Annotated in this window: 24 protein-coding genes; 8 read left to right on the top strand and 16 right to left on the bottom strand. The window is 74.9% G+C overall.

Going from position 1 to position 24785, the window contains the following annotated elements; all coding sequences use genetic code 11:
* Positions 1 to 22: 22 nt before the first annotated feature.
* The 5 genes from ACIBR0_RS18780 to ACIBR0_RS18760 all read right to left on the bottom strand — a co-directional run bounded on the left by ACIBR0_RS18780 (position 23) and on the right by ACIBR0_RS18760 (position 3409).
* Positions 23 to 499: an SRPBCC family protein gene (locus tag ACIBR0_RS18780; RefSeq protein WP_396717168.1), complete on the bottom strand. Its 477-nt coding sequence runs from the start codon at positions 497 to 499 to the stop codon at positions 23 to 25.
* Positions 496 to 816: an ArsR/SmtB family transcription factor gene (locus tag ACIBR0_RS18775; protein WP_396717166.1), complete on the bottom strand. Its 321-nt coding sequence runs from the start codon at positions 814 to 816 to the stop codon at positions 496 to 498. The genes ACIBR0_RS18780 and ACIBR0_RS18775 overlap by 4 nt, the downstream gene beginning before the upstream one ends.
* Before the next feature lie 93 nt (positions 817 to 909).
* Positions 910 to 1125, bottom strand: coding sequence for a DUF433 domain-containing protein (locus ACIBR0_RS18770; RefSeq protein WP_357036343.1), 216 nt, complete (start codon positions 1123 to 1125; stop codon positions 910 to 912).
* Positions 1126 to 1154: 29 nt separating this feature from the next.
* Positions 1155 to 2297, bottom strand: a complete 1143-nt coding sequence (locus tag ACIBR0_RS18765; protein WP_396717164.1) for an acyl-CoA dehydrogenase family protein — start codon at positions 2295 to 2297, stop codon at positions 1155 to 1157.
* Positions 2294 to 3409 (bottom strand): M24 family metallopeptidase, encoded by a 1116-nt coding sequence (locus ACIBR0_RS18760; RefSeq protein ID WP_396717162.1) that lies wholly within the window; start codon positions 3407 to 3409, stop codon positions 2294 to 2296. Before ACIBR0_RS18760 ends, ACIBR0_RS18765 begins: the two co-directional genes overlap by 4 nt.
* A gap of 237 nt (positions 3410 to 3646) precedes the next feature.
* On the opposite strand from ACIBR0_RS18760, the gene ACIBR0_RS18755 reads away from it, so the two are divergent.
* Both ACIBR0_RS18755 and ACIBR0_RS18750 read left to right on the top strand, forming a co-directional pair.
* A complete protein-coding gene (locus ACIBR0_RS18755) occupies positions 3647 to 3868 on the top strand; it encodes a hypothetical protein (RefSeq protein WP_396717160.1) in 222 nt (73 codons plus the stop codon).
* Between the two features lie 66 nt (positions 3869 to 3934).
* A complete protein-coding gene (locus ACIBR0_RS18750; protein WP_396717406.1) occupies positions 3935 to 4843 on the top strand; it encodes a 5'-3' exonuclease H3TH domain-containing protein in 909 nt (302 codons plus the stop codon).
* A gap of 227 nt (positions 4844 to 5070) precedes the next feature.
* Here ACIBR0_RS18750 and ACIBR0_RS18745 read toward each other — a convergent pair whose 3' ends face one another.
* Positions 5071 to 5958 (bottom strand): MHYT domain-containing protein, encoded by an 888-nt coding sequence (locus tag ACIBR0_RS18745; protein WP_396717158.1) that lies wholly within the window; start codon positions 5956 to 5958, stop codon positions 5071 to 5073.
* 166 nt (positions 5959 to 6124) lie between these two features.
* Entirely contained in the window at positions 6125 to 8911 is a 2787-nt protein-coding gene (locus ACIBR0_RS18740) for a DEAD/DEAH box helicase (RefSeq protein ID WP_396717156.1), read from the bottom strand.
* An 87-nt stretch (positions 8912 to 8998) separates the two neighbouring features.
* On the opposite strand from ACIBR0_RS18740, the gene ACIBR0_RS18735 reads away from it, so the two are divergent.
* Together ACIBR0_RS18735 and ACIBR0_RS18730 are read left to right on the top strand one after the other, a co-directional pair.
* On the top strand, positions 8999 to 9775 hold the full coding sequence (locus tag ACIBR0_RS18735; protein ID WP_396717154.1) for an HAD-IA family hydrolase: 777 nt from the start codon (positions 8999 to 9001) through the stop codon (positions 9773 to 9775).
* 60 nt (positions 9776 to 9835) lie between these two features.
* Positions 9836 to 10549, top strand: coding sequence for a TetR/AcrR family transcriptional regulator (locus ACIBR0_RS18730; RefSeq protein ID WP_396717152.1), 714 nt, complete (start codon positions 9836 to 9838; stop codon positions 10547 to 10549).
* A gap of 22 nt (positions 10550 to 10571) precedes the next feature.
* Here ACIBR0_RS18730 and ACIBR0_RS18725 read toward each other — a convergent pair whose 3' ends face one another.
* Complete coding sequence (locus tag ACIBR0_RS18725; RefSeq protein ID WP_396717404.1) at positions 10572 to 11507, bottom strand: diacylglycerol kinase; 936 nt, start codon at positions 11505 to 11507, stop codon at positions 10572 to 10574.
* A gap of 158 nt (positions 11508 to 11665) precedes the next feature.
* Between ACIBR0_RS18725 and lanKC the strand changes: the two genes are divergently transcribed.
* The 4 genes from lanKC (at position 11666) to ACIBR0_RS18705 (ending at position 17958) form a co-directional block, all read left to right on the top strand.
* Positions 11666 to 14254, top strand: a complete 2589-nt coding sequence (lanKC, locus tag ACIBR0_RS18720; protein WP_396717150.1) for a class III lanthionine synthetase LanKC — start codon at positions 11666 to 11668, stop codon at positions 14252 to 14254.
* Positions 14255 to 14260: 6 nt separating this feature from the next.
* A complete protein-coding gene (locus tag ACIBR0_RS18715) occupies positions 14261 to 14380 on the top strand; it encodes a SapB/AmfS family lanthipeptide (protein ID WP_013734295.1) in 120 nt (39 codons plus the stop codon).
* A 72-nt stretch (positions 14381 to 14452) separates the two neighbouring features.
* A complete protein-coding gene (locus tag ACIBR0_RS18710; protein ID WP_396717148.1) occupies positions 14453 to 16183 on the top strand; it encodes an ATP-binding cassette domain-containing protein in 1731 nt (576 codons plus the stop codon).
* Entirely contained in the window at positions 16180 to 17958 is a 1779-nt protein-coding gene (locus ACIBR0_RS18705) for an ATP-binding cassette domain-containing protein (RefSeq protein ID WP_396717146.1), read from the top strand. The genes ACIBR0_RS18710 and ACIBR0_RS18705 overlap by 4 nt, the downstream gene beginning before the upstream one ends.
* A 15-nt stretch (positions 17959 to 17973) precedes the next feature.
* Here the strand turns inward: ACIBR0_RS18705 and ACIBR0_RS18700 are convergent, their stop codons facing one another.
* From ACIBR0_RS18700 to ACIBR0_RS18665, 8 genes are all read right to left on the bottom strand, one after another.
* Positions 17974 to 18552 carry a response regulator transcription factor gene (locus tag ACIBR0_RS18700; protein WP_396717144.1) on the bottom strand — a complete coding sequence of 193 codons (579 nt, stop codon included), beginning with the start codon at positions 18550 to 18552 and terminating at the stop codon, positions 17974 to 17976.
* Between the two features lie 97 nt (positions 18553 to 18649).
* Positions 18650 to 19255 (bottom strand): response regulator transcription factor, encoded by a 606-nt coding sequence (locus ACIBR0_RS18695; RefSeq protein ID WP_396717143.1) that lies wholly within the window; start codon positions 19253 to 19255, stop codon positions 18650 to 18652.
* A 191-nt stretch (positions 19256 to 19446) separates the two neighbouring features.
* Positions 19447 to 20565, bottom strand: a complete 1119-nt coding sequence (locus tag ACIBR0_RS18690) for a hypothetical protein (protein WP_396717141.1) — start codon at positions 20563 to 20565, stop codon at positions 19447 to 19449.
* 416 nt (positions 20566 to 20981) lie between these two features.
* Positions 20982 to 21932 (bottom strand): twin-arginine translocase subunit TatC, encoded by a 951-nt coding sequence (gene tatC / locus ACIBR0_RS18685; RefSeq protein ID WP_396717139.1) that lies wholly within the window; start codon positions 21930 to 21932, stop codon positions 20982 to 20984.
* An 18-nt stretch (positions 21933 to 21950) separates the two neighbouring features.
* On the bottom strand, positions 21951 to 22253 hold the full coding sequence (tatA, locus tag ACIBR0_RS18680) for a Sec-independent protein translocase subunit TatA (RefSeq protein ID WP_357039824.1): 303 nt from the start codon (positions 22251 to 22253) through the stop codon (positions 21951 to 21953).
* Positions 22254 to 22458: 205 nt separating this feature from the next.
* Positions 22459 to 22707: a hypothetical protein gene (locus tag ACIBR0_RS18675; RefSeq protein ID WP_396717137.1), complete on the bottom strand. Its 249-nt coding sequence runs from the start codon at positions 22705 to 22707 to the stop codon at positions 22459 to 22461.
* 10 nt (positions 22708 to 22717) lie between these two features.
* Positions 22718 to 23752, bottom strand: a complete 1035-nt coding sequence (locus ACIBR0_RS18670) for a helix-turn-helix transcriptional regulator (protein ID WP_396717135.1) — start codon at positions 23750 to 23752, stop codon at positions 22718 to 22720.
* Positions 23749 to 24747: a helix-turn-helix transcriptional regulator gene (locus ACIBR0_RS18665; protein ID WP_396717133.1), complete on the bottom strand. Its 999-nt coding sequence runs from the start codon at positions 24745 to 24747 to the stop codon at positions 23749 to 23751. The genes ACIBR0_RS18670 and ACIBR0_RS18665 overlap by 4 nt, the downstream gene beginning before the upstream one ends.
* Between the last annotated feature and the right edge of the window lie 38 nt (positions 24748 to 24785).

The raw sequence follows: 24785 nt of genomic DNA, 5'->3' as shown, positions 1-24785 counted from the left end.
GACACCTGCGAGGCGGCGCCGGTCAGGCGGCCTCGGCGACCCGGCGCAGCAGGGTCGGCCAACCGCCGTCGCCACCGACTCCTTGGCGCACTCCCTCCCAGCCGGCGCCGTGGGCGTCGAGCCGGTCGTGCACGAGGTCGACCCGGGTGCCGGTGTCGGTGGGCGTGAAGGTGACGGTGACCCGGCTGCCGGGCGCGTCCTCGGCCGGGACCGTCCAGTCGGGCCCGATGAGCCACGCGAAGGCGAAGGTGCGCGGCGGATCCCAGGTCAGGACCCGCCCCCAGGTGCACACCTCCCCCGCCGCGTTCTCCTCCCAGAGGCGACCGCCCGCGTGGGGGTCGACGCCGACCTCCTTGAGGTCGCCGGGGAGCAGGTGGTAGGTGCGGATCCACCACCGGTCGATGTCGGCGGTGAAGACGGTGAAGGCGTGCTCGGGCGTGGCGGCGATCTCCACGCTGGCGCGTACGGCCGTGGTCTGGTCGGTGGTTCGGGCTGTCATGGTCTCTCCTCCGGTGGGTTCTCGGCGGCCCGCGCGAACGCGGCCAGGGACTGGTTCCAGAACTGGTCGAAGTAGTCCCGGGCGGCTGCCAGCCCGCGCGGGTCCACGGCGTAGAGGCGACGCGTGCCGACCGCCGTCGACGAGACGAGGTGCGCGTCCTTGAGCACCTTCAGGTGCTGGGAGACGGCGGGCCGGCTGACCGGCAGGTCCGCGGCGATCTCCACGACGGAACGGGGGCCGGCGACGAGCATCTCGACGATGGACCGCCTGGTCGCGTCGCCCAGGGCATCGAGCACCTGCCCTTGGTAAGTTCTCACGAACGGTAAGTCTAGACTTTCCAATGGACCCGTCAAGGGCACACACACGAAAGGGCGCACCGGCACGAACTCCGGTACGCCCTTTCGTGTGTGTCAGTGGGCGGCGCGCTCGCGGACCGCGTCGGCGGCGTAGTGCAGCACCTCGGTGATGTCGTCCTCCTCGAGGAACGGCAGGTCGGTGAGGATGTCCGTGGCGGTCATCCCGTCCGCCATCATCGCGAGGATCATGGCCACCGGCACCCGGGACTGCCGCACGCAGGGGGCCCCACCCATTACCTGGGGGTCGACGGTGATCCGCGGGAACGTCACCGGCACAGGCTACGCGACCGCCCCGCCGGTCACCCCTTGGCGAGCGCCCGGGAGATCACCAGCCGCTGGATCTGGTTGGTGCCCTCCACGATCTGCAGGACCTTGGCCTCCCGCATGTACCGCTCCACCGGATGGTCGGCCACGTAACCGGCGCCGCCGAGCACCTGCACCGCGTCGGTGGTCACCCGCATCGCCACGTCGGTCGCGAAGAGCTTCGCCTTCGCCGCCTCGATGGAGTACGGGCGGCCGGCGTCCCGCAGCCGCGCGGCGGCCAGCGTCAGCGCCCGGGCGGCCGAGATCTGCGTGGCGTGGTCGGCGAGGGTGAACCCGAGTCCCTGGAAGTCGATGATCGCCCGGCCGAACTGCTGCCGTTCCTTCGCGTACCCCACCGCGTAGTCCAACGCGGCCTGCGCCAGCCCGACCGCGCAGGCGGCGATGCCGAGCCGGCCCGAGTCCAGCGCCGACATGGCGATGGTGAAGCCCATCCCCTCGCCGCCGATCAGCCGGTCGGCCGGCACCCGCGCCTCGTCGAAGGCGACCTGCGCCACCGGCGAGGCGTGCAGCCCCATCGTCCGCTCGGCGGCCTGCGGGGTGATCCCCGGCGTGCCCCGGTCGGCCAGCAGGCAGGAGATGCCCCTGGCGCCGGGCCCGCCGGTCCGGCAGAAGATGTTGTAGAAGTCGGCCACGCGGGCGTGGGTGATCCACGCCTTCGTCCCGGAGACCAGATACGAGTCGCCGTCGCGGACCGCCTTCGTGGTCAGGGCGGCGGCGTCCGAGCCACCCTGCGGCTCCGAGAGGCAGTACGCGCCCAGCAGCTCCCCGCCGACCATGTCGGGCAGCAGCTTGCGCTGCTCGTCAGTGCCGAACTGGGCCAGCGGGTAGCAGGACAGGGTGTGCACGCTGACCGCCTCGGCGACCGCGAGCCAGCGACCGGCCAGGATCTCCAGCACCTGGAGGTACACCTCGTACGGCTGGGCGGCGCCACCGTGCTCCTCGGCGTACGGCAGGCCAAGCAGCCCGGCGCGGCCAAGCGTCCGCAGCACGTCGCGGGGGAACTCGGCGCGCTCCTCGAAGCCGGCGGCCTGTGGCGCGAGCTCCCGGTCGGCGAGCTCGGTGGCGAGGTCCAGCAGGTCGTGGGCCTCGTCGGTGGGGAGGATCCGGTCGACGGTCATAGCGCGATGAGCTCCGTGGGGGTGGTGTTGAGCCGGTGGACGCCGTCCGTCGTGCAGACGACGATGTCCTCGATCCGGGCGCCGTGCCGCCCGGCGAGGTAGATCCCAGGTTCGACGGAGAACGCCATCCCCGCCTCCAGCGGTCGCGGGTTGCCCGCGACGACGTACGGCTCCTCGTGGCCGTCCAGCCCGATGCCGTGGCCGGTGCGGTGCAGGAAGGCGGCACCGTATCCGGCGGCGGCGATGACGTCCCGGGCCGCCGCGTCGACCGCCTCGGCGGTCGTACCGGGCCGGACCGCCGCGACGGCGGCGCGCTGCGCCTCGTGCAGCACCGCGTAGTAGTCGGTGAACTCCGTCGGGGCGGGACCGCCGGCGACGTACGTGCGGGTGCAGTCGGAGCGGTAGCCGGACGGCATCGTGCCGCCGATGTCCACCACCACCGGCTCGCCCGCGCCGATCGGTCGGTCGGAGGTGCCGTGGTGCGGGCTGGCGCCGTTCGGGCCGGCCGCGACGATCACGAAGTCGACGGTCACGTGGCCGGCCGCGCGGATCGCCGCGGCGATGTCCGTGGCCACCTCCGCCTCGGTGCGCCTCGGGCGCAGCCACTGGCCCATCCGCGTGTGCACCTCGTCGATCGCCGAGCCGGCCTCGGCGAGCGCGGCGACCTCCGCCGGGGACTTGCGGATGCGCAGCTCGCACAGCACCTCGGAGGCAAGCCGCTGGGTGGCGCCGGGCAGCGCGGCCCGCAGCGCGAGGACCTGCTCGGCCCACATCCGGTCGGCCAGACCCACCGCGCCCACCGGACCGCCGAGCGCGGCCGTGACGAGGGGGTACGGGTCGGTGCCGTCGCCGTGCGCGACGATGCGGACGCCGGTGGCCGGGGCGGGGGACGCCTCGGCGGCGGGCCGTTCCAGGGCGGGCACGATCAGCGTGGGCTCCCCCTCGGCGGGCAGCACCAGCAGGGTCAGCCGTTCCCCGGCGTGGGCGTCGTAGCCGGTCAGGTAGCGCAGGTCCGAGCCGGGGCTGAGCAGAAGGGCGTCCAGGCCGGCGGCGGCGGTGGCGCGCTGCGCGGCAGCCAGCCGCGCCGGGGGGTACAGCTCGTCGGTTCCCACCCGCTCAGCTTAACGCTCGTTCGGCTCAACCCCGGCCGGGGCGGGGCCTCACGACATCAGCCACAGGCAGAACGGGTGCCCGTCCGGATCTTCCCGCCGGGACCGCCAGTCGCAGCCCCGCCGGCGGCGGCCCTGGCGCGGCGGTGGTCGGCGCGGCGGCCCTGACCGGTTCCGGCCCGCCGGGACCGCGGCGCCGATAGCCTCGGGGCAGACCCGGACCGGACGGAGGGACCGACCGTGGCAGGCGACGACCGAGCCGAGACGCGACGGCAGCGGCTGCTCTGGTCCGGTCTCCTCGCCCTCGCCGGGCTGGTGCTGCTCGTCATCGGTCTCACCGTCGCCGACGGCGTCGCCGCCTGGGTCGAGGTGGTGGTGGCCATCCTGCTGCTGCTCGCCAGCTACGGGGTGCAGTACCTGGCCCGACGGGAGACCCTGTACGCCGACGACGAGCGCGGCTGAACGGCCTACCCGCGTTCGTCGGTGGGGTGTGCCAGGCTGTCGGGCGTGGCACAGCGACCCCCGATCATGCTCATCGACGCGCCCAGCCTCTACTTCCGGGCCTACTTCGGCATTCCCGAGTCGGCGGCCAGGGCCACCGACGGCAGCCCCGTGAACGCGGTGCGCGGCTTCCTCGACATGCTCGCCCAGCTCATCCGCACCCGCCGGCCGGACCGGATGGTCTGTGCGATGGACTACGACTGGCGGCCCGGCTGGCGGGTCGCGCTGCTGCCGTCGTACAAGGCGCACCGGGTGGCCCCGGAGGGCGGCGAGGTCGTACCGGACACGCTGAGCCCGCAGGTGCCGGTGATCCTGGAGGTTCTCGACGCCATCGGCATCACCGTCCTCGGGGCGGCCGGCTACGAGGCCGACGATGTGCTCGGCACCCTCTCGGTCACCCAGCCCGGCCCGGTCGAGGTGGTCTCCGGCGACCGCGACCTGTTCCAGTTGGTCGACGACACCCGGCCGGTCCGGCTGCTGTACGTCGGGCGCGGCGTGGCCAAGCTGGAGGACTGCGACGACGCGGCGGTCCGGACCCGCTACGGCGTGCCGGCCGACCGGTACGCCGACTTCGCCGCCCTGCGCGGTGACCCCAGCGACGGGCTGCCCGGCGTGCCCGGCGTCGGCGAGAAGACCGCGGCCCGCCTCGTCGAGCGCTACGGCGACATCGCCGGCATCCTCGCCGCGCTGGACGACCCCGGCTCGGGCTTCGCCCCGGGCCTGCGGGCGAAGCTCGCCGGAGCACGGGACTACCTGGCCGTCGCGCCGACCGTGGTCAAGGTGGCCCTCGACGTACCGCTGCCGGACCTGGCCACCGAGCTGCCGACCGCGCCCGCCGACCCGGACCGCCTGCTGGACCTGGCCGCCGAGTGGAACCTGGCCGGCTCGGCCCGCCGCCTCGTCGACGCCCTGGCCCTCCGCACCGCCGACGCCTGAGCGCGCACCCGCCCGCCCGTCCTGGTCACTGCTCACTGCTCACCGGTCGCGGGTCGCCGACCGCCTGTCACCGGCCATCGGTCGCCTTGATCCACTCGACCTCATTGAAGTCGGGGTGTCAGAGGCGGCCTGACACCCCGACTTCACTGAAGTGGAGTGGATCTTGCTGGGCCGGCGGCCGCCGACGGACGGACGCGCGGCGGGGCGCGCGAGACGGACGCGCCGGGTCAGCGGGGCGGGTTGTCCCGGCGGGACGGGAACGGGGTGCCGGCGCCCAGCGTCGACCGCGCCCGCAGGCCCACCGGGTCCGCGGGCGGCGTCACCGGGGCCGGCGCGGGGGCCGGCTCGCCGATCCGACGACCGTCCAGGTAGGCGGCGCCGGCACGGTCCTCGTCGGTCGGGGCGGCGAGCAGCGCCCACACCAGCCCGATCACCACGAAGATCACCGCGAGGACGATCGGCACGAGCAGGGTGCCGACCTCGGCGCCGGCCACGTCACCCCGCTGCTCGTGCAGGTGCACCGAGAGCGCGCTCATGCCGGTGAAGTGCATGCCGTTCACGGCGATGCCCATGACCAGCGCGGAGGCGAAGATCGCCAGGCCGCGCCGGACGGTCACCGCGAGCCAGAGCGCCACCGTGGCGGCGACGACCGCGATGACGACCGACAGCACCACGCGCGTCTGGTCGTACCCGAGGCGGCCGTCCAGCCGCATGGCCGCCATGCCGGTGTAGTGCATCGCCGCCACGCCGGCGCCGGTGAAGAGGCCGCCGGCGGCGATGCGCGGCACGGAGACCCGGCCGGTGCCGACGATGGCCAGGCCGATGCCGACCGCGCCGATCGCGAAGGCCGCGCTGGCGGCGGTGACCGGCACGTCGTACCGGATCCGGGTGCCCTCGACGGCGAACCCGAGCATCGCCATGAAGTGCATGGTCCAGATGGCGGTGCCGCCGAGGGCGAACGCCGCCAGGATGCCCCACCAGGCGCGCTGACCCGGCGTGGTGGCGGTCCGGATCCGGCCGGCGCAGACCAGGCCCAGACACGAGCCGAGCACCGACAGCGCGTAGCTCAGCGCGGGCGTGATCCACCCGTACTCAAAGTGATTGATTTCCGCCACGGCGGTATTCCCCCCAGACACGTTACCGGCGCGTAACAACGCGCCTCAAACATGATCGAGGACCCTCTGAACAGGCGCAACAGCACCCCCCTGCTATCTCGGGGGGTGCTGTTGCGGTGACCGTGCGATGCGTCGATTCTCCGCCCGCGATGACGGAGAGTGACGGTCAGGCGGGGGCGTGGTAGGCCAGTACGCCCCGGTTGACGGCCGCGATGGCCTGCCGGGCGGTGGACCGCAGGTCCGGCGAGGCTCCGCCGGAGTCGGCGAGCTGGCCGAGCAGGTCGACGACCTGCCGCGCCCACCGGACGAAGTCGCCCGCCGGCATCTCGCCGTCGATCTCGTGACCGCTGGCGAGCACCTTGGCGAGCGCCTCGCCCCGGGCCCACCGGTAGACCGGCCACGCGAAGCCGAGGTCCGGCTCACGGGTGACGGCGAGACCGCGCGCCGCCTCGTCGGCCTCGATCTCGCTCCACAGCTTGAGGGTGGCGTCGACCGCGTCGGCGACGGGGCCGCGCGGCAGCCCCGCCCGTTCGTCGACGTCGCGGCGCGCCTCGAAGACCACCACCGACACCGCCGCGGCCAGCTCCGCCGGGGACAGCCCGTCCCAGACGCCCCGCCGCAGGCACTCGGCGACCAGCAGGTCCGCCTCGGTCCAGATCCGCCCGAGCATGCGGCCGGCGTCGGTGACGGTGCCGTCGGGCGCCAGGTACCCGCGGGAGGTCAGCAGCGCGACGATCCGGTCGAAGGTACGCGCCAGCGAGCCGGTCCGGCCGGCCACCCGCTGCTGCAACTCCTCGGTGTCCTTCTCCAGCCGGCGGCGCCGCTCCGCCCACCGGGCGTGCTCCTCCCGGTCCGGGCAGGCGTGGCAGGGGTGCCGACGCAACTCCGTGCGGAGCTGGCTGAGCTGGTGGTCGTCGCCGACCGCCTGCCGGGACCGGCCGCCCCGGCGACCGCCGTGCCGGTCCAGACCGGTTCCGCTGACCTCGGCGGCCAGGTCCCGCCGGGCCGCCGGGGACCGGTGGTTGAAGTGCTTGGGCACCCGGATCCGGGCTAGGACCTCGGCCGGGGTGGTGAAGTCGCCGGGGGTGATCCGGCCGGCCCAGCGGTCCTGGGTGAGCACCAGTGGCCGGGGCTCGCCGAACCCGCCGGTGGCCGGGTCGAGCACCACGGCCAGGCCGGCACGCCGACCCGACGGCACCCGGATCACGTCGCCCACCCGCAGTCGCTCCAGCGACGCCACGGCGGCGGCCTTGCGCTGGTGCTGCCCCTGCCGGGCGATGGCCCGCTCCCGGTCGGCGATGGCCACCCGCAGCCCGAAGTACTCGTCGAAGTCGCCGTGGTGGCAGGCCGCCTCGACGCCGTACGCCTCGATGGTCTCGGTGTTGCGCTGCACCTGCCGGGCCAGGCCGACCACCGACCGGTCCGCCTGGAACTGCGCGAACGAGGATTCCAGCAGCGCCCGGGCCGGCTCGGTGCCGACCGACCCGACCAGGTTGACCGCCATGTTGTACGAGGGCCGGAAGCTGGACCGCAGCGGGTACGTGCGGGTCGACGCCAGGCCGGCCACGTGCCGGGGGTCGGTCTCCGGGGACCACACCACCACGGCGTGGCCCTCGATGTCGATGCCCCGGCGCCCGGCGCGGCCGGTGAGCTGGGTGTACTCCCCCGGCGTCAGGTCGACGTGCGCCTCGCCGTTGTACTTCACGAGGCGTTCGAGGACCACGCAGCGGGCCGGCATGTTGATGCCCAGCGCCAGGGTCTCGGTGGCGAAGACCGCCTTGACCAGGCCGCGGACGAACAGCTCCTCGACCACCTCTTTGAACACCGGGAGCATGCCGGCGTGGTGCGCGGCCAGGCCGCGCTCCAGGCCGTCGAGCCACTCCCAGTAGCCCAGCACCGACAGGTCCTCGCCCGGGATCGCGGTGACCCGTGACTCCACGACGCGGCGGATCTCGGCGCGTTCCTCCGGCGAGGTCAGCCGCAGCCCGGCGGCGAGGCACTGCTGCACGGCCGCGGCGCAGCCGGCCCGGCTGAAGATGAACAGGATCGCCGGCAGCAGGCCCTCGCGGTCGAGCCGGTCCACGATGTCGGGCCGCATCGGGCCCCGCCAGCGTGGGCCGCGGCGGCCTCCACCCGGACCGGCGCTGCGCCCCTCGCCCAGCTCCAGCCGGCGCACCGTGTCGCGGGTGTAGCGCAGCAGCTCCGGGTGCACGTCGTGCTTGCGGGCCGCGTCGGCGTCGTGGAACAGGTCGAACATGCGCTTGCCGACGAGCATGTGCTGCCACAGGGGCACCGGCCGGTGCTCGCTGACCACGACCGTCGTCTCGCCGCGCACGGTGACCAGCCAGTCGGCGAACTCCTCGGCGTTGGAGACGGTCGCCGACAGCGAGACGAGGGTGACCGAGGCCGGCAGGTGGATGATCACCTCTTCCCACACGCCGCCCCGGAACCGGTCGGCGAGGTAGTGCACCTCGTCCATCACCACGTACGCCAGGCCCTGAAGGGTGGACGAGCCGGCGTAGAGCATGTTGCGCAGCACCTCGGTGGTCATCACCACCACGGGGGCGTCGCCGTTGATGGCGTTGTCGCCGGTGAGCAGCCCGACGTGCTCGGCGCCGTACCGGTCGACCAGGTCGTGGTACTTCTGGTTGGACAGCGCCTTGATCGGCGTGGTGTAGAAGCACTTGCGCCGCCCCGGCTGGGCGCCGTCGGGTGCAGCCGGGGCACCCCGCAGGGCCAGGTGTACGGCGAACTCGCCGACCACCGTCTTGCCGGCTCCGGTCGGGGCGCACACCAGCACGCCGCTGCCCCGCTCCAGGGCCTGGCACGCCTCACGCTGGAAGTCGTCGAGATCGAACCCCAGATCCAGGGCGAACTCGTCCAGCGCCGGAAACTGGGAGGCCTGCGCGGCCCGGCGGCGCGCCGCGGCGTACCGCTCGGCGGGACTCGACATGTGACCAAGATTAGTGCGTGCGGTGCCGGGACACCCGACAAGGCCGTCCAGTCCGGCCCGTCCGGGGCGGTCGGTAGGGTGCACGACGTGCCGGAACCGACCGAGAAGTCCCAGACACCCGCCCCGGGCTGCGCCGACCTCGCGTCCGGCGCGCGGGCGTCCCGCCGGCCCGTGGAGGGTGTGCTCCTCGACTTCCACGGCACCCTCGCCCAGGTGGAGGACTCCCGGGCGTGGGTGACCGCGGCGGCGGCGGCCTGCGGGGTGGAGCTGGAGCGGGCGCGGGCGACCGCGCTGGCCGACCGGCTGCTCACGGCCGGCCGGGCGGGTGGGCCCCTGCCGGCCCGGGTGCCGCCCCGGCTGGCCGAGCTGTGGGCCGACCGGGACCTCTACCCGCACGCCCACCGGGGCGCGTACACCGGCCTCGCGGAGACCGTCGACGCGGGCATCGAGGGCTTCGCCGACGCGCTCTACGACCGGCTGCTGATCCCCGAGGGCTGGGTGCCGTACCCGGACACCGCGCCGACCCTCGCCGCGCTGCGCGAGGCGGGCGTGCGGGTGGCCGTGGTGAGCAACATCGGCTTCGACATCCGGCCGATCTTCGCGTCCTGGGGTCTGGACGGTCTGGTCGACGCGTTCGCGCTGTCGTACGAGGTGGGGCGCTGCAAGCCGGATCCGGGGATGTTCTGGCGGGCCTGCGGCATGATCGGCGTCGACCCGGAGCGGGCGCTGATGGTGGGCGACACGCCGGCCGACGCCGGGGCGGTCGCCGCCGGGTGCGCGGTGCTGGTGCTGCCGGCGGCCGAGGCGGGACGGGCCAACGGCCTGGGCGCCGTGCTGGACCTGGCCGGCGTCAAGGAGCGCTAACGCCGGAACGACAGCACCGCTAGCGATGGGCGCTAACGACCGGACGTTATCGTCGTTGTCATGATCGCCGAGACCTCCCCCCGGGACCGGATCGTCCGCGCCGCCGCCGCACTGCTGGCCGAGGGCGGCCGGGACGGGGTCACCACCCGTGCGGTGAGCCGGGCGGCGGGTGTCCAGGCGCCGACAATCTACCGGCAGTTCGGTGACATGCGCGGCCTGCTGGACGCCGCCGCCAGCTACGGCTTCGCCGCGTACCTGCACGCCGAGGCCGGCCGGGACCTCCCCGGCGATCCGGTCGACGACCTGCGCCGGGGATGGGACATCCGGGTCGCCTTCGGCGTCGCCAACCCGGCCTTCCACGCCCTCATGTACGGCGACCCGTGCCCCGGCGAGACGCCGACGGCGGCCCGGGTCGCCGTCGACATCCTCCGCCAGCTCGTGCACCGGGTCGCCGAGGCGGGCCGGTTGCGGACCGGCGTGGACGACGCGACCGACATGCTGCACGCCGCCGGCTGCGGCGTGACCCTGACCCTCATCCGGACACCGCCGCAGCGACGGGACCCGGCCCTGTCCACCCGCACCCGGGAGGCGGTGCTCGGCGCGCTGGTCGCCGACTCTCCGGCCGCCCGGGTCGTCGACCGGCCGGGTCAGCCACTGCGGCACGCGGTCGCCCTGCGCGCCGCACTGCCCGACCTGGCCGCCGACCTCACCGACGCCGAGCGCGCCCTGCTGACCGAATGGCTGGACCGGCTGATCCGCGCCCCGCGTACCTGACCGGACCGACCGGGCGCTCCGGTCAGCGCAGGAGCCGGACCGCGCCCGGGACGGCGGTGATCGTCACCGGCAGGTCGAGGGCCCGCTCGCCGTCGGCGTACGTCGTGATGCCCTCGGCGGCCAACTCGACCGTACGGGCGCGGTAGCTGCGCACCAGCGGGTGCTCGACGTGGGCGCCGGCGTAGATGCGCGGCTTGACCCGCATCAGGGTGCGCCGGTCGAACCGGCCGCCCACCACCACGTCGAGCAGGCCGTCGGTCGGGTCGGCGGCCGGGCAGATCCGCATCCGGCCGCCGTAGCAGGCGCCGTTGCCCACGGCCACCAGCACCGCGTCCAGCTCGTGGCTCTCGCCGTCCAGACGCAGGGTGTACCGACGGGGCCGCAGGCGGGCCAGCTCCACCAGGATCGCCAGGTCGTACCGGCGGGGACCGCGCGGCCAGCGCATCCGGTTGGCGCGCTCGTTGACGATCGCGTCGAAGCCGGCGGCGAGCACCGCCCCGTACCAGCGGACCGTGCCGTCGGCGCCGGTCATCCGGGCCAGGTCGACCGGGCTGGTCCGGCCCTGGAGCAGGGCCGCCGCGATCACGTCCGCCGCGGCGAACGGGTCCGCCGGGAAGCCGGTGTCGAGGGCGAAGTCGTTGCCGGTGCCCGCGGGTACCGGGCCGAACGGCACCGTGGTGCCGGCGACCGCCTGGAGGGCGCGGTGCACGGTGCCGTCGCCGCCGACCGCGACCAGCGCCGAGACCCCCTCGGCAACGGCCGCGTGGCAGGCCGCCTCGGCCTCCTCCGTGGACCGTGCCTCCAGCAGCCACACCGGCCGGTCGGCGGCGCCGAGCCGGTCGAGCAGTCGGGGCAGCAGTCCCCGGTGCCGTCCCCGGCCGGCGGTGGGGTTGGCCAGGACGGCGACCGGCCCGTCCGGGGCGGTGGAGCCGTGCTCGTCTGCGGTCACGGCGAGCACCGTACCGCCCGGCGCAACTGACATTTGTCACGACCGACCGTGTGGCACGCATTCGCCTCCATGACTGAACGCACTGGAAGCGCCATACCCCGAACGGACAGACTCAGATCCGTCAGCAGGGCCGCGAGGTCAGCCGAACAGCGGAAGGGGTGGTCACGGTGGACGAGCGCTACGACAGCTACTGCGCCGCCGACCGACTGTTCTACGACTCGCTCGGCAGCGCGGTCGAGCAGCCCACCTTCGCGGCGGCCCGCCGGCCCGTTCCCGAGGGCTGGCGCAGCGAACCGCTGGACGACTGGCTCATCTACGCACCCGACGGCGGCACCCTTCCGCAGCAGGGCTGGAAGATCCACGTGTCGGCGACCCTGGCCAACGCCGAACGCGTGCTGGAGACGGTCTGGGACTACTGCGTCCCCCGTGGACTGTCCTTCAAGTTCCTCCGCGGTCCGCGCACCCTGCTGCTACGCAACTCCAAGTACGGCGCGCGGGCGGCCAGCGGCAAGTTCCTGACCGTCTACCCGCGCGACGAGGCGGAACTGGAGGTGACCTGCAAGGAGCTCGACGAGCTGCTGCGCGGCGAGCCCGGTCCGTACATCCTCAGCGACCTGCGCCTCGGCGCCGGCCCGGTGTACGTGCGCTACGGCGGTTTCGCCGCCCGGTACTGCCACTCCCCCGACGGGCAGGTGGTCCCGGCGATCGAGGACGACACCGGCACGCTCGTGCCGGACCGCCGCGACCCGGTCTTCCACGTGCCGTCCTGGGTCACCCTGCCGGACTTCCTCGGCCCGCACCTGGCGGCTCGCAACGCGACCAGCACCGACGAGGTGCCGTACCGGATCGAGAAGGTCATCCACTTCTCCAACGGCGGCGGCCTCTACGTGGGCCGCGACCTGCGTACCGACGAGCAGGTGGTGCTGAAGGAGGCCCGGCCGCACGCCGGCCTGGACGCCGACGGCGCCGACGCGGTCACCCGGCTGACCCGCGAGGCCGAGGCGTTGCGCCGGCTCGCCGACCTGCCGCAGGTGCCCCGGGTGCACGACGAGTTCACCCTCGGCGAGCACCGGTTCCTCGCGTTGGAGTTCATCGACGGCCGTCCGCTGAACAAGGTCCTGGTCGACCGGTACCCGCTGATCGACGCCGACGCCACCGACGCCGACCGCGCCGCCTACACCCGGTGGGCGCTGGACGTCCACCGGCAGGTCGACGAGGTCGTCCGGGCGATCCACGAGCGCGGCCTCGTCTACGGCGACCTGCACCTGTTCAACGTCATGGTCCGCCCGGACGACCGGATCGCCCTGGTGGACTTCGAGGTGGCCGCCCCGATCGACGGCCACCGCCGGCCGGGCCTGCGCAACCAGGGCTTCGCCGCGCCGCGGGACCGCACCGGCCCGGCCGTCGACCGGTACGCCCTGGCGTGCCTGCGGCTGGCCCTGTTCCTGCCCCTGACCCAACTGGTCCGCCTGGCGCCGACCAAGGCCGCGCACCTGGCCGACGTCGTCGCCGCGCACTTCCCGGTGCCGCGAGAGTTCCTCGACGCCGCCGTCGAGGAGATCACCGGCGCTCCCCCGGCTTCCGTCACCGAACCGGACGCGGAACCCGCGGTCCAACGGGACCAGATCGCCTGGGCGATCCTCGCCAGCGCCACTCCCGGGCGCGACGACCGGCTCTTCCCCGGCGACATCGAACAGTTCCGCAGCGGCGGGCTCAACCTGGCCCACGGCGCGGCCGGGGTGTTGTACGCCCTGCATCGCAGCGGCGCCGGCCGCTGGCCGGAACACGAAAAGTGGCTGGTCAGGCGGGCCACCAACCCGGCGTCGGGCACCCGGTGCGGCTTCTACGACGGCCTGCACGGCGTCGCGTACGCCCTGGAGGTGCTCGGCCGCCGGCAGGACGCGCTCGACGTGCTCGACATCTGCCTGCGGCAGCCCTGGACCGGCCTGGACCACAGCCTGGCCAGCGGACTGTCCGGGATCGCGCTCAACCTCGCCGAGCTGGCCGGGCGCACCGACGAGACGGCGCTGCGCGACGCGGCCTGGCGGGCCACCGAGCGGGTCGTCGACCACCTCGCCGAAGATCCCGGACCGGACGTCAGCGGCGGGCGGCACCCGTACGCCGGGCTGCTGCGCGGCCGGACCGGCCCGGCGCTGCTGCTGGTGCGGTTGCACGAACTCACCGGCGACCCGGCCCTGCTGGACCACGCTGCCACCGCTCTGCGGCAGGACCTGCGCCGCTGCGTGACCCGCCCCGACGGCGCGCTCGAGGTCAACGAGGGCTGGCGCACGATGCCCTACCTCGGACAGGGCAGCGTCGGCATCGGGCTGGTCCTGGACCAGTACCTGCGGCACCGCGCCGACGATCGGTTCGCCGAGGCGAGCGCCGGTGTGTTCCGCGCCGCCCGCTCCCCGTTCTACGCCCAGTCCGGCCTCTTCGCCGGGCGGGCCGGCATCATCGCGTACCTCGCGGCGTACCCCGACGACCCCGACCGGCGGCGGGAGCTGACCGCCCAGGTCGAGCGGCTGGCGTGGCACGCGATGCCGTACGCCGACGGCACCGCCTTCCCGGGTGAACAGCTGCTGCGGCTGTCCATGGACCTCGGCACCGGCGCCGCCGGAGTGCTGTTGGCGCTGGTCGCCGCACGGCACGACACCCCGGTGGCCCTGCCGTTCCTCGCGCCCCTGACGGGCGCCACAGACCCCCTCGCGTCAGCGAGGGTGACCGACCCGACCGACCAGCACGGAAGGAGGTGACACGACATGGCGCTTCTCGACCTTCAGGGCCTGGAGATGGCCCCCGCCGACCGCACCGGCGGCGGTAGCCGGGCGAGCCTGCTGCTCTGCGGCGACAGCTCGCTGTCCGTCACGACCTGCAACTGATCAGGTCACCACGCGAGGCCCTGGGCGGGTAGACGTATCCGCCCAGGGCCGCACGTCTTCCTGGGAGGACCGATGCTGACGCTGACCGGCCCCGACCGGCTCCTGCGCCGGGTGGTCCGCGACGGCGGTGGTTGGACGGTCCTGCTCGTCGCGGTCGCGCTCACCGGCGCGGCCACCGAACTGGCGTTGCCCGCGGCCATCGGGCTCGCCGTCGACGCGGCCGTCGACGGCGACGGTTCCGTGTGGTGGACCGCCACGGCCTGCGGCCTGGTCGCCGTCCTCGTCCTCACCGACATCCTCGGGGACCTGGCCGGCGGGTACGGCGCGGCCCGCGCCACGGCGCGACTCCGGCGGCACCTGCTGCGGCACCTGTTCGCCGTCGACGTGCGCACCGTTCGCCGGTACCCGGTAGGCGACCTGGTCGGCCGGCTCGTCGGCCAGACCGCCGACGCCGGACAGGCCGGCACCGCCGTGGTGCTCGGCGTCGTCGCGCTGCTCCCCCCGGTCGGCAGCGTCGTGGCGCTCACCCTCCTCGAACCGCTGCTCGGCGTCACGCTGCTCGCCGGGCTGGCCCTGCTCGCCGTACTCATGCGCGCCTTCGTCACCGACGCCTCCGCGGCGATCGCCGACTACCAGCGGGTGCTGGGAGTCGTCGCCGGCCGGCTGCTGGAGGCGCTCGGCGGCGCCCGCACCATCGCCGCCGCCGCCACCGCCGACCGGGAACGCGATCGGGTGCTGGCGGCCCTGCCGGAACTGCGCGCCCACGGCCACCGCGGCTGGCGGCTCCTGGCGAGGGCGAGCGGCCGCACCGCCGCCGTCGGGCCGCTGCTCCAGGTCGCTGTCGTGGCCGTCGGCGGGTACGCGCTGACCACCGGGTGGATCACCCCGGGGGAATTGGTCGCCGCAGTGCAGTACGCGGCCCTCGGCGCAGGCCTCGGCGCGGTGCTGGCGACCCTCAACCGCCTGGTCCGCAGCCGGGCGGCGGCCCGCCGGATAGCCGAGCCGCTGGCCCATCCGCCCCGTCCCGACGGTGACGGGACGCTGCCGTCCGGAGGTGGGGAGCTGCGGCTGCGCGGGGTCGGCGTCCACACCGACGACGGGCGGCCCGTCCTGGCCGACGTCGACCTGACCATTCCCGCCGGCGCCACGGTGGCCGTCGTCGGCCGCTCCGGCGCGGGCAAGTCGAGTCTCGCCGCCGTCGCCGGGCGGCTGTACGACCCGGACACCGGCGAGGTGCTGCTGGACGGGGTTCCGCTGCGCGGGCTGAGCCGCGCCGCGCTGCGCCGGGCGGTCGGTCACGCCTTCGACCGGCCGGCGCTGGTCGGTGAGACGGTGCACGACGCGATCGGGCTCGGGCTCCCCGCGGCGGTGGCACGACCGCCGGACGACGGCGCACCCGCCACGGCGGCGGTGCTGGCGGCGGCCCGGGCGGCGCAGGTGGCCGACGTCGTCGCCCGCCTGCCCGACGGCTTCCGCACCCGGCTGGTCGACGCCCCGCTGTCCGGGGGCGAGGCGCAACGGCTCGGGCTGGCCCGCGCGTTCCCCGCCGAGCGGCTGCTCGTCCTCGACGACGCGACGTCCAGCCTGGACACGGCCACCGAACACCGGATCGCCCGGGCGCTGACGGACCGGGCCAGCGGCCGTACCCGACTGGTGGTGACCCACCGGACAACGACGGCCGCCGCGGCCGACCTGGTCGCCTGGCTGGACGGGGGGCGTCTGCGCGCTCTGGCACCGCACCGCCGGCTCTGGGCCGATCCGGACTACCGGACGGTCTTCGCCGCCGGGGGTGAGCCGGGGTGAGCCGCCCGGGCGTGCGCCGGACGACCTGGGACGCGCTGCGCGCCCGCCGTCGGCAACTGGGCCGGCTCGCCGCCTGGTCGGGCGTCGAGTCCCTTCCGGCGCTGCTGGGCGGCGTGCTCGTCGCCCGCGCGGTCGACCAGGGTTTCCTGGCCGGCCGGTTCGGCACCGGACTGGCCTGGCTGGGTGTGCTCGCCGCGGCCGTGCTGGTCGGCGCCGTCGGCACCGGGCACGTGTACCGGAGCCTCGGCGCGGTGGTGGAGCCCTTCCGCGACGAGTTGACGACCCGGGTGGTCCACACGGCGCTGCACGAGGTCACCCGGGCCGGCGGCCGAGCGGACAGCGCCGCCGTCACCCGCCTGACCCATCAGGTGGAGGTGGTCCGGGACACCTTCGGCGGCCTGCTGATGGTGGTCCGTGGCTTCCTCTTCACCGCCGGCTCCGCGCTGCTCGGCCTGCTCTCGCTGGCGCCCCTGCTGGCGGGCGCGGTGGCCGCGCCACTGGTGGTGGGTCTCGTCGTGTTCGCGGCGGGCCTGCCGGCGATGGTGGCGCACCAGCGCGCTCAGGTACGGGCCGGCGAGGAGCTCGGCCGGTCCGCCGCGACCGCCCTCGGCGGGCACCGGGACGTGGTGGCCTGCGGGGCGCAGGACCGCGTCGTGGAGGAGATCGGTCGGCGGGTGACCGCGCAGGCGCACGCCGAGCGGACGCTGGCCCGGATGGCGGCCCTGCGCAGCCTCAGTCTGGGGCTGGGCGGCTGGTTGCCGGTGGTGGTGTTGCTGCTCGCCGCGCCGTGGCTGGTCCGGAACGGGCTGAGCACCGGCACGGTACTCGGCGCGCTGGTGTACGTCACGACCGGTCTGCAACCGGCGCTGCACGCCGTCGTGCAGGGCGTGGGCGGCGGCGGGCTGCGCTACGCGGTCACGCTCGACCGGATCCTGCGCGCCTGCCCGCCCCGCGAGGACGACGCCGGACCGCCCGTCGATGCCCGTTCCGTGCCCCGGCCCGGCGCCCGCGCCGCGCGGGGCGGTGCCGCCCCTGCCGTCCGGCTGTCCGGTGTGACCTTCCGGTACGGCCCGCACGCCCGACCCGTGCTGGCGGACCTCACCCTGGCGCTCGCCGCCGGAGAGCATCTGGCGGTCGTCGGACCGAGCGGCGTCGGCAAGTCCACCCTGGCCGCCCTGATCGCCGGGTTGGCGCAGCCCGAGCGCGGCACCGTCCACCTGGCGGGGGCGCCGGTCGCCGTACTCGCGCCGGCCGCACTGGCCCGGCTCCGCGTGCTGGTGCCGCAGGAGGCGTACGTGCGGACCGGTTCCCTCGCCGACAACCTCCGCTACCTGCGTCCGGACGCGGACGAGGCCGCCCTGGAGTCCGCGGTGGACGCCCTGGGGGCCCGCCCCCTGGTGGCCCGCCTCGGTGGTCTCGCGGCCGAGATCGACCCGGCCGCCCTCTCCGCCGGTGAGCGGCAGCTCGTCGCCGCCGTACGGGCCTACCTCGCGCCGGCGCCGCTGGTGATCCTCGACGAGGCGACCTGCCACCTGGACCCGGTGCTGGAGGCGACCGTCGAGGACGCCTTCGCCCGTCGGCCCGGCACCCTGGTCGTCGTCGCGCACCGGATCAGCTCGGCGACCCGCGCCGACCGGGTACTGGTGTTCGAGGGCGACCGGCAGGTTCTCGGCACCCACCAGGAGCTGCCGGCCCGGTCCCCCACCTACCGGGAACTCGTCGGGCTCTGGGAGCACGTGGCGGTGCCGTCCGGCATGCCCCTCGGCGGGCCCTGAACGCGGGCGGCGCCCTCAGATCCAGCCGGCCTCGCGCGCGACCCGCACCGCCTCGACCCGGGTCCGCGCGCCCGCCTTGCGGGCGATCCGTCCGAGATGGTTCCGCACGGTGCCCGGGGCGAGCCCGAGCACCCCGGCGACCTCCACCACCGGCGCCCCGGACGCGGTCAGGTCGAGAATCTCCACCTCCCGCGAGGTCAACGGACTGTCCCGGGACAGTGCCGCCAGCACCACCTCCGCGTCGACCAGGGACTCCCGGCGGGCCAGCCGTCGGATCCCGTCCACCACCCGCTGCGGGGCGACGTCCCGGCCGAGGATGCCGACGGTCCGGCCCGGCCGCAGGATCCGGTGCAGGTGCCGTGCCCGGCGGCGGTCGGCGAGCACCAGCAGGGGGCAGTGCGCCGCCGCGTCGGCCCCGGCGACGAGTTCGAGGTCGACGACCGCCACGTCGGGACGCCCTGCCCGTACCGCCGGTGCCAGGGCGTCCCGGCGGTCCAGTTCCGCCACCACGGTGATGTCGTCCTCGGCGGCGAGCACGAGGGACAGAGCACCACGGACCAGGGCGCCGTCGAGAGCGAGCAGGGCACGGATCACCGTAGGCCTTCCCAGACATCGACGAACAGATCACGGGACGTCAGCATTCAAACACGTACCGTCCGGTCCTGCTCGGTGACAGACCCACCCGAGTCTCCTAGATCCAGCCCTCCCTCCGGGCCCGCCACACCGCCTCCATCCGGTTGCGGGCACCGGTCTTGCGCATGCTCGCCGACAGGTGGTTGCGTACCGTCCCGTGGGCCAGGTAGAGCCGGCGGGCGATCTCCTTGACCGGCAGCCCTTCAGCGGCCACCCGGAGCACCTCCGCCTCCCGGCGCGTCAACGGACTCGACGCCGGGCTCAACGCCGTCACGGCGGCCGTCGCGTCGATCACCCTCTCCCCTGCCGCGACGTCGCGGACGGCGGCGACCAGCGCCGCCAACGACGCGTCCGTGCCGACCAGGCCCCCGGCCCCGGCGGCCAGCAGTTCCGCGACCATGCTCTGGCTCCACTGGCTGCCCAGCGCCAGCACGCCCGTACCGGGTGCCGCCGCGACGATGTCGGCGACCACCTCCACGGGATGCGGCGCGTCCACGGCCAGATCGACCAGCACCACGTCCGGCCGGTGCCGCCGCACCGCGGCCGACACCTCACCCACTGCGGTCACCTCGGCGGCGACCTCCATGTCCTCCTCGTTGGACAGCGCGGCGCACAGCGCGCTGCGCAGCAGACACATCTCCTCGGCAACGACGACGCGGATCAACGCGTAGCTCCGATCCTGGGCACGCGGCCGGCGATCCGGTCCCCTCGACGGGACCGGGCGGACCGCCGGCTCTCACGGACGGGGTCCGGCCCGCGACACGTCGACCTCTCGACGGTCGGGGCACCCGGCGGCCCGTGCGTCGGGCGGTACGGCCGGCGGGGCCGAACGACCGCGGACGGGCCGGGTCGGACTCAGCCAGGTCGCGTACCCACCTCGGGAGTCCGGCCGCCCGGCCCGGCCCACGGCGGTACCGGACCGCCGCCGACCGCGTCCGACCAGCCCTGCGCCGAGACCGGGCGGTACGCCAATGCGGTGCCACCGTCGCGAGGGGCGGCACAGTCGTCTGCCGGGATGGACGGGATGCCCGGCGCCGCCGGCGCCGAGCCGCCGTCCTGCACGCCGGCCGGCGGTGGCCGTCGCCCGGGATCCGGGTCCGCCGTGCCCCCGGTCCACGTGCCGCCGCTCGTCGGTGAGCCGGCCGCCGTCCGGGACGGCCCGGCCGGACCTGCGGCAGTACGTGCCGGGCCGGGGCCGTGCGGTGGCACGGCAGACGCCGACGCGGCCGGCGGCGGCACGGCCGGGTGCGGGGCCGGCGGCGGTACGCCCGGGTGGTGGTTCGGCGGCGCCATGCCGCCGGGACAGATCGGGATCACGGGGAGCACGCCCCGCACCAGTCCGGTGACCGGCGTCAGGACGACGTCGACGGTGGTCAGGGCGGTGTGGGCGATCGGTGCCACGGCCGACGACGACGCCGCGACGGTACCGACGACCGGTGCCACGGCACCGTCCACGTCGGACAGGCCCGGGAGAGCCGACGGCCGGACGGCGGGCGCGCGGAACGGCGTCGGCCGGTCGGGCAGACGCACCGGAGCGGCGCGGTGCCCGGGCGTCCCACGGTCCGGTCGTGTGACGCTCTCCGCCGCCCCGGGAGCCACGGACTGCACCGCCGGCTGCCCGCGGCTCCGGTGCCGATCCTCGGGGCCGGGTGCCGCGACCGGCCGGGCCACGTCGCGGACGAGACCACCGACCCGCACCGCCACCTCGTCGACGACGGCGGGGCCGGACCCGGCTGGTTTCCCGGTGGGAATCACGGACGCTTCCGCCCGCGCGTCGGGCCTGCTCGGCCCGTCCCCGGTCCGGGCCGGACGCGCCGGTCCGGACGCCAGCGGATCGAGCGCGTCCACCACACCGCTCGACACTGCACCGGGCGCCCCGGCCCGGTCCGCCGCCTCCACCGGGCCGGCGGAGAGCGAAGCGGCCAGGAAGCCTGCCCCCACGGCGGCTCCCAGCAGCACGGCGTACCGGGCCACGGCGATGCCTCGCCGGGGCCGGGCGGTTGCCTCGACCGGGGCGTCGGGTGGACGGCTGCACGTCGGACGACGCACTGGGAAGCGACCTCCCTCGTCGTATCGTCGACACATCGTAATGAGCCGATCACCCGGATGCAGCGCGGAGGCGTCCCCTGACGGATTGTCGACGCGGGGGCTGACGTCGGGCGCGCCGTACGCTATGCGGCGCTCCGGCCAGGTTGCCGCCGCCGGGGTTCCGGCCGGAACCGTCAGTCCGCTCGGCGGGTGAACATGGCGGCGTGGCAGCCCACGCACTTCCGCGGCGGTGCTGGCGGACGTGACGGGAATGCGGCACGACGGGTGGGAAGAGACGAGGAGGCCGCCCCTGTCGGGGCGGCCTCCTCGTCGTCGGACCGTCTGCCGGAGCCCCGCTCCGGTCAGGTCATGTCGTCGTAGCGGCGGTCGATCGGGGCCGGCGCGGCGACCGGCTCCGGCACGGGGATCGGCGCGGTCGCGTCGACCCGCGCACCGGCCTCGACCGGCTGGGCGTCGAACTCCAGCGGCGACACCTCGTCGTCGGCGACACCCTCGTAGATCTCCTTGCCGCGCCCCTTGCGGCGGTCGTTGAGGAACGCGACCCCGACCGCGGCGAAGTAGAGCGCGCAGAGGCAGATCGCCAGCGCCGTCATGCCGAACGGGTCCGGCGTGGGCGTGACCACGGCGGAGAACGCGAAGAACACGAACACCGCGACCCGCCACCAGCTCAGCAGCCGCTTCGCGCTGGCGATGCCGACGAAGTTGAGCATGAGCACCAGCAGCGGGAACTCGAACGCCACCCCGAAGAGCAGGATCAGGTTCGTGACGAACGAGACGTAACGGGTGATGTCCAGCGTCGTGCTGATGTTCGCGTCGGTGACCTGAAGCAGGAACTCCAGGCCCTTCGCGGTCACGAAGTACGCCAGCACCGCACCCGCAGCGAACAGCGGCGCCGCCAGGCCGGTGAAGACGTACGCGTACCGCCGCTCGTGCCGGTGCAGGCCGGGCGCGATGAACGCCCAGAGCTGGTAGAGCCAGACCGGCGCCGCGATGATCAGACCGACCCACAGACCGATCTTCAGGTTGAGCAGGAACAGGTCGGCCGGGCCGAGCTGGACGAAGTTGCACGCCCCGTTGGACAGCTGCGCCTGCGGCAGATCGCAGTACGGCTTCTTGAGGATGCCGAGCACCGGAGACGCGAGCCAGATGCCGAAGCCGAAGCCGACCAGGATCGCCAACGACGCCTTGAACAGCCGGTTGCGCAGTTCCCGGACGTGCTCGATCAGGGTCATCGAGCCGTCGGCGGCCCGTTCGAAGGTACTCGGAGCGCGCTTACGCAGAGCGAAGGCCACGATGCTCGGGCCTCTCGGTCAGTTGTCGCGGACGCGCTGCACCGGGTCGACGACCGGCTGCTGCGGCGGGGCCTGGTAGGGCGCCTGCTGGCCGTACGGGGCCTGCTGACCGGCGTGCGGCGGCAGCGGCTGGTAGCCGGACTGCGCGTCGGCCTTCTCGGCGAGGTCCCGGTCGTCGTCGTGCAGGCTCTTCGTCTCGGCCTTGATGATCCGCAGCGAGCGGCCCAGCGAACGGGCCGCGTCGGGGAGCCGCTTCGCGCCGAAGAGCAGGATCAGCACGACCACGAGTACGGCGATGTGCCACGGCTTGAGGGCACCCATGGGAAGCTCCAGTCGCTCTGTGTCGATGAGGGGTGGTACCGCAGCCCATCGTACGTCCGTCGTGGGTTGTTGCCACCCGCCGGGCGGTGGTGGTTGATCCCGGCCGGTGAAGTCTTGACCAACCGGCGATGTCCCGTCAACCGCCCGGCCGGCGCGTTCCTGCGCGCAACGGGGCCGCAGCGCGCAGTGTCGCAACGCCGGTCGATCAGTCTCCGCGCTTCGCCTTGATCAGGGCCACCCGCTGCCCGGCGGTGTCGAGCTGACGTTGCAGCGCCTCGGCACGCTCCTGCAGGTTCTCGGCGGCGGCACGGAGCGTCTCCGCCTCGGCGGCACGCCCCTCCAGCGACAGGGCCGCCCGGCGCAACCGGGGCAGCCGCGCCAGCACCGGTCGGACGGCCAGCCCGAACACGACGAGCGGAACCAGCACCAGCGCCACCACGATCCACGTCACCACGGCGGCCAGCCTACTGCGTGCCCGCGGCCGGCGCCGGGTCGGACGCGGCGGCGGGGCCGACCTGGACCGGCGGCGCGGGTGTGGCGTACGCGTCGAGGGCCGCGACCGCCGCGGCGCGGACCTGGTCGGCGAGTTCCGCCGGGGCGACCACCGTGACGTCCGGGCCCAGACCCAGCACGAAGCGGCGGGCCCAGCCCAGGTCGGTGACCCGCAGCGAGACCAGCCACCGGTCCCCGTCGGCCTCGACGCTCTCACAGGGGTAGTACTCGGTGATCCACCGCTCGCCCCGGCCGATCCGCAGCGTGATCAGCGGCAGGTCCGGCGACGGCCGGAACACGCCTGCGGTCAGATCGTGCGGGCGGGCCTGCGGGGGCACCACGGCCGGCTCGTCCAGCGGCGTGACGGCGTCGATCCGGTCCGCGCGGAACAGCCGCATGCCCTCGGCGCGCCGGCACCACGCCTCCACGTAGGCCCGGCCGCCCACCATGAGCATCCGCAGCGGGTCGACCACCCGCTCGGTCGACTCGTCCCGGGCCGCCGTGTAGTAGGTGATCCGCAGCGCCCGGCCGCTCTCCACGGCGGCGCGCAGCTCCGCCACCCGACGGGTGTCCGCCGGCAACCGCACCTCGACGGGAGCGCCGACCAGGTCACCGGCCGCGTTCTCGATCTTCGCGAGGGCCCGCTCGACGGCCTCCCGGTTGGCCACCCCGGGCGTCTCGGCCAGCATCCGCAGCGCGACCACCAGCGCCAGCGCCTCGTCCGGGGTCAGCCGCAGCGGCCGGTCGATGCCGGCGTCGTAGGTGATGGTCACCCGGTCACCGTCGAACGCCATGTCGATCAGGTCACCCGGGCCGTACCCGGGCAGCCCGCACACCCACAGCAGCTCCAGGTCCTCCCGCAACTGCCGCTCGGTGACCCCCTGGTCGGCGGCGGCCTCGGCGATCTCGATGCCCGGCCGGGCCAGCAGGTACGGAACCAGGTTCAGCAGCCGGGCGAGCCGGTCGGCAGAGGCGCGGGAGCCGCTGCGGGCGGCCGGCCGGGTCACCGGGCACCCCCGGTGACCGCCAGGTCGTCCTGCCGCGTGGCGATCTCCTTGAGCCGTTGGATGACCGCCTCGCGGACCTCCGGCGGGTCGAGCACGCGCACGTCCGGCCCGTACCCGACGAGGTGCCCGGCCAGGGACTCGGGATCGGCGAACGGCAGGACCAGCCGGTCGCCGTCCGGGCCGGCGGTCACGTCGACCGCCCACCGGCGCAGGCCGGCGGCCCGGCCCGGCGCGGCCAGCACGGTGGCCCGGCCGGTGCGCTCCACCGGGCCGGACCAGCGGGCCACGTGGCTGATCAGGTCCACCCCGGCGGGCGGGGAGTACGCGCCCGTCGCGCCGGTCGCCCGGACCGCGCCGACGACGCGGGACAGGCGGAAGCAGCGGGTGGCGGCCCGGTCCAGGTCGTGGCCGACCACGTACCACCGGCCACGCCAGCAGACCACGCCCCACGGCTGCACCCGCCGGCGGGTGGGTTCGTCCCGGTCCGGGACGCGGTAGTCGAAGGTCACCTCGCGGCGGTCCCGTGCGGCGGCGGTCAGCGGCGCGAACGCCGGGTCGACCGTGACCATCGGCTCCAGGCCGAGGGTGGCCTGCGGATCCACGTCGACGCCGGCCGCGCGCAACTTCGCCAGCCCCGAGGAGGCCGCCGCCGCCAGTCCGGCGTGCTGCCACAGCCGCGCGGCGATGCCCACCGCTGCGGCCTCGTCCGGTTCGAGGGGGATGTCCGGCAGCGCGTACTCCCGGTGGGCGATGCGGTAGCCGGGCTCGGCGTCGAAGGCGCTCGCCGTGCCGGTCTCCAGCGGGACGCCCAACTCCCGCAACTCCGCCTTGTCGCGCTCGAACTTGCGCTGGAACGCCTCGTGGTCCCGCGCGTCGTCCGGATCGTGCTCGTAGCCGGGAACGGTCGCGGCGATCTGCGCGGCGGTCAGGAACCGTCGCGTGGACAGCAGGCAGATCACCAGGTTGACCAGGCGTTCGGTGCGGGTCCGCGACACGCGGTAGACGCTAGCAGCCGACGCGCCGGAACCGGGTA

It is taken from the genome of Micromonospora sp. NPDC049497, from assembly GCF_044465805.1.
Classification (GTDB): domain Bacteria; phylum Actinomycetota; class Actinomycetes; order Mycobacteriales; family Micromonosporaceae; genus Micromonospora.
The sequence above is the reverse complement of the archived record's forward strand: the minus strand, read 5'-3'. Positions and strand labels throughout refer to the sequence as shown.

Coding starts and splice junctions, on each gene's coding strand:
- ACIBR0_RS18780 (WP_396717168.1), bottom strand. CDS start 499: ATGACAGCCCGAACCACCGACCAGACCACGGCCGTACGCGCCAGCGTG.
- ACIBR0_RS18765 (WP_396717164.1), bottom strand. CDS start 2,297: ATGACCGTCGACCGGATCCTCCCCACCGACGAGGCCCACGACCTGCTG.
- ACIBR0_RS18750 (WP_396717406.1), top strand. CDS start 3,935: ATGCTCATCGACGCGCCCAGCCTCTACTTCCGGGCCTACTTCGGCATT.
- ACIBR0_RS18740 (WP_396717156.1), bottom strand. CDS start 8,911: ATGTCGAGTCCCGCCGAGCGGTACGCCGCGGCGCGCCGCCGGGCCGCG.
- ACIBR0_RS18730 (WP_396717152.1), top strand. CDS start 9,836: ATGATCGCCGAGACCTCCCCCCGGGACCGGATCGTCCGCGCCGCCGCC.
- ACIBR0_RS18715 (WP_013734295.1), top strand. CDS start 14,261: ATGGCGCTTCTCGACCTTCAGGGCCTGGAGATGGCCCCCGCCGACCGC.
- ACIBR0_RS18710 (WP_396717148.1), top strand. CDS start 14,453: ATGCTGACGCTGACCGGCCCCGACCGGCTCCTGCGCCGGGTGGTCCGC.
- tatA (WP_357039824.1), bottom strand. CDS start 22,253: ATGGGTGCCCTCAAGCCGTGGCACATCGCCGTACTCGTGGTCGTGCTG.